Source organism: Mesorhizobium sp. M2C.T.Ca.TU.002.02.1.1 (assembly GCF_003997225.1).
Genome location: NZ_RZTO01000618.1, coordinates 1 through 3,792 on the forward strand (window position 1 = coordinate 1; position 3,792 = coordinate 3,792).

Here is a 3,792-nt window from a genome sequence, read left to right on the forward strand (position 1 = left end):
GAGACAGATGCAAAGCGCCTGTCTTGTCTTTGTCGGCAGCCTCAACCGCGAGGCGCCCTATTTCCAGGGCGCGCGCGGCGTCGGCCTCGGCGTCTATGCCTTCGACGAGGCGACGCTTACCGTGCAGAAGCTGGCCGAGACCAATGAGGTCGACAATCCGACCTTCCTGTCGGTGACGCCGGATGGCTCCCGCATCTATGCCAATTCGGAAGTCTTCGCCTGGCGCGAGGGAACGGTCACGGCCTATCGCTTCGAGCGCGCTACCAGTTCGCTTGCCTACATCAACAAGCAGCCCTCGCTCGGCAGCATCACCGCGCACAACGCGATCACCCGCGACGGCAGCAAGCTGCTGGTGGCGAATTACGGCATGGGCAGCGGCGGGCCCGACAAGGCGGTCTCAGTGTTCGGTTTTGCGGCCGATGGCGGACTGACCGTGCCGCTGGCGAGCGTGGCGCATTCCGGCACCGGCCCCAACGCCGAGCGGCAGGAGCGGTCGCATGCGCACAGCGTCACCGAGACCATCCAGGGCGGCGTCGCAATCGTTGCCGATCTCGGCATCGACCAATTGGTCTCCTACCGGATCGAGCCGGATGGCGCGCTGGTGAAGCTCGCCTCCTCGGCGCTCGCGCCGGGCGCCGGTCCGCGCCATGTCGCGCTGCATCCGAACGGCCGCTTCGTCTTTGTCATGAACGAGCTGGACTCGACGGTGGTGTCGCTGGCGCTCGATCAATCCTCGGGTCGGCTAGAGCTCATCGACACCAAGCCGGCGGTTCCCGGCGAGGCGCGCGCGCACAATCACTGCGCCGACATCCAGATCTCGCCCGACGGCCGCTTCCTCTACGGCTCCAACAGAGGTCATGACAGCGTCGCCATTTTCGCCGTCGACCAGCAATCGGGAAAGCTCCAAACGGTCGATTTCACGCCCTGCGGCGGCGCGACGCCGCGCAACCTGGCGCTGACACCGTCCGGCAAGCATCTGTTTTCAGCCAACCAGAACGCCGACCGCATCTCGATCTTCGCCCGCGACGAGCAGAGCGGCCGGCTGACCGTCACCGGCCACGCCATCGAGATCGGGACGCCGATGTGCGTGCGGATCACGCGGGACCCGCTCCAATCCTAGCAGCTCGCGTTGCTCACTGGCTGACCCGGGCGAACGAGCCGGTATAGGTCTGGCCGGCAAGCGCGTAGGTGATGTTGAGCGTTCCCGGCGACGGCATCGTGGCGGTGATGTCCGCGCCGTTCGGCAGGCGCCCGAGCTTCAAAGTGTTGCCGGCGATCCTGCCGGAGCCGTCGGCGACGCCCGGCTTGTTGTCGGCAAGGTCGCCCCATGCGTAGCTCGCCGTCACCTGCCCGCCCGAGGACACGGTCAGCACCGCGAGCTTGCCGTCATACATGCCGTTGAGCTGTCCGGCCCATATGCCGGAGAATGCGGCGTATCTGGCCGGAACGCCCTTGCCGGGCGGGACGACCGCGACCGTCTGATCCAGCACCGCCGAATTCGGCGAGGCCGGGGCGGGAGCAGCGGCCGGAGCAGGTTGCGGGTCGGCAACAGGTTGCGAGTTAGCAACAGGCTGCGTGTCCGGAGTCGATTGGCAAGCAACAAGCGCGACCGCAATGCAAAACATCGGCAAGAGACTGTTTGGTCGCTCAACCAGTCCGCGTCGAACATGTCCCTGCGACAGTTTCCCACCCAAAACCGGAATATCCATAAGCATCCCTCTGACAGGAAGCCCCTTAGCCTAGTTGCCGCCGTCGGCATAGGGATTTCCTCGGGCGCTTTCCTTTGTGGCCAGAGCGAACAACCGGGCGAGCAGGTCGTCGCCGCCAAACCCGCCGGATTTCGAGACGATCGCGGTTCCATCCCATGCGCCCGCGACCATCCGGCTGATCGCAACGCCTGGCTCGTGGAGCCCCTCGCAGAGAAGATGGGAGGCGGCGCAAATGCGGACCAGCAGCCGCAAGGTCCATCCGCCCGTCACCAGCACGGCCCGCGGTCGCGGCGTGGCGGCCACCAGCCGTTCGAGCGAACGCTCGATCATGGCGCGTGCCTCCGGAACCGAGACCACATTGGAGGGGGCGACCAGCACGACCGGCGGCTCGATCTGCATGGCACTGCCGCCGTCCATCACCAACGTCCGCAATCTGGGAGCCGCCGAGATCTGGCTCAGCGTCGCCGGATGGTTGGTACCGCAAATGGCCAGATCGAGCGCCGGCGGCCGCAAACCGGGAGGAGTCCGCCCGGCGAGCGCCGAGGCCAGTCCGCCGGTGCCGATATAGAGATCGTCGTCGCCCGCCCCGAACGCAGCGACAGCATCCGCAAGCTCGGCGTCGCTGGAAGCATCGGCGACAACAAATCCGCCCGGCGCAGCGCCTTTGCCCAGCATCGCAGCCGGGATGCCTTGGCGCGACAATGCATCGACCAGGGCCGGCCCGACCTGCTGCGCCTTGCGGTCCGGCGAAAGCACAAGCTGCCGCCCGTCGACCGTGACCCTGCCCATCGCCGGAAATGCAGGAGCAAAAAGCGCCCGCCGGAACCGTCCGGCGCGAAAGGCGGCGACTGCCTCCGCGATCGGGTGGCCGCGCATGACGCTGTCGATCTTCTTGAACGACAGCACGCCTCGTTCGCGGCCGGCGAAAATATCGGCGACACGCCCAGAAGCCGCCGACTCGTCGAGATCGCGTGTATCGAGGTCGATCGCATTGCCGCCGGAAATGGCGGGCGGCGGATCGAGCCAGACCTTGATCGGATTTTCGGGCGTGGCGAAATAACCGGCCGTGTCGAGCGCGCCGGTGATGTCGTCCGCGACGATCAGGACATCCTTGCCGACGCCGCGCCCGGTCGGGCCAAGCTTCACGCGGCCCTCTCCGCGGTCAGCGACAAGGCGTAGTCGATCGCCTCGATGAGGCTGCTTTCGCGGGCGATGCCGCGGCCGGCTATGTCGAAGGCGGTGCCGTGATCGACAGAGGTCCGCACGATCGGCAGGCCGAGCGTGATGTTGACCCCGCTCAGGCCGAGCCATTCACCGGTCTGCGGATCGATCTGGAAGCCGAGCAGCTTCACCGGAATATGGCCCTGGTCGTGATACATGGCCACGACCGCGTCATAGGCGCCGCCGCGCATCTTCACGAAGACGGTGTCACCCGGGACGGGACCATGGACGTCGTACCCACGCGCTCTGTAATCGGCGACGATCGGCTCCGTGACGCGGATATCGTGGGTGCCGAAAATGCCGCCTTCACCGGCATGCGGATTGAGCGCCGCGATCGCGACGCGAGGGGCCGCGATCCCCAGATGCTTCAAGGCTTCGATCGTCAGATCGAGCACCCGGCGCATGCGCGGCTCCGTCGCCCGTTTCGGCACATCTTCGAGCGCGATATGCGTGGTGACATGGCTGACGCGGAAGGACCCATGCGCGAGCATCATCGCGCTGTCGCGCGCCCCGGTCAGCGCCGCCAGCAGCTCGGTGTGGCCCGGGAAGCGATGACCGGCCAGGTGCAGCGATTCCTTATTGAGCGGCGCGGTGACGATGGCCGACGCCTCGCCCGCCATCGTGCGGCGCACGCCCTCGGCCACGGCCTCGTAGGCCTGGCTGCCACCTTCCGCGGATACCTGGCCGATCGCGACGGCGGAGCCCTCGATCGGCCAGATGCCGAGCGGCTCGTCCGCTCGCGCGACGGCGGGCAACGGCAGGTCGAGCGACCGGGCCACTTCGCCCAGCGCCGCCAGCGACCCGATGAGGCGCAGCCGAAAGGCGCCGGTCTCGAGTTGCGGCGCGAAATGCCGGCCGGCCT

The 3,792-nt window shown here is 67.3% G+C and carries 4 protein-coding genes; 1 reads left to right on the forward strand and 3 read right to left on the reverse strand.

All coding sequences use genetic code 11. The features are described from left to right. The coding region (locus EOD07_RS26180; protein WP_245470490.1) for a lactonase family protein at positions 1-1,120 on the forward strand (1,120 nt) is incomplete at its 5' end. Positions 1,121-1,133: 13 nt separating this feature from the next. Here the strand turns inward: EOD07_RS26180 and EOD07_RS26185 are convergent. From EOD07_RS26185 to pdxA, 3 genes are all read right to left on the reverse strand, one after another. Then, on the reverse strand, positions 1,134-1,490 hold the full coding sequence (locus EOD07_RS26185) for a hypothetical protein (RefSeq protein ID WP_245470491.1): 357 nt from the start codon (positions 1,488-1,490) through the stop codon (positions 1,134-1,136). Positions 1,491-1,739: 249 nt separating this feature from the next. Continuing rightward, positions 1,740-2,855, reverse strand: coding sequence for a four-carbon acid sugar kinase family protein (locus tag EOD07_RS26190; RefSeq protein ID WP_127237473.1), 1,116 nt, complete (start codon positions 2,853-2,855; stop codon positions 1,740-1,742). Continuing rightward, a partial coding sequence (gene pdxA / locus EOD07_RS26195) for a 4-hydroxythreonine-4-phosphate dehydrogenase PdxA (protein WP_127237474.1) occupies positions 2,852-3,792 on the reverse strand: 941 nt, incomplete at its 5' end. The genes EOD07_RS26190 and pdxA, both read right to left, overlap by 4 nt.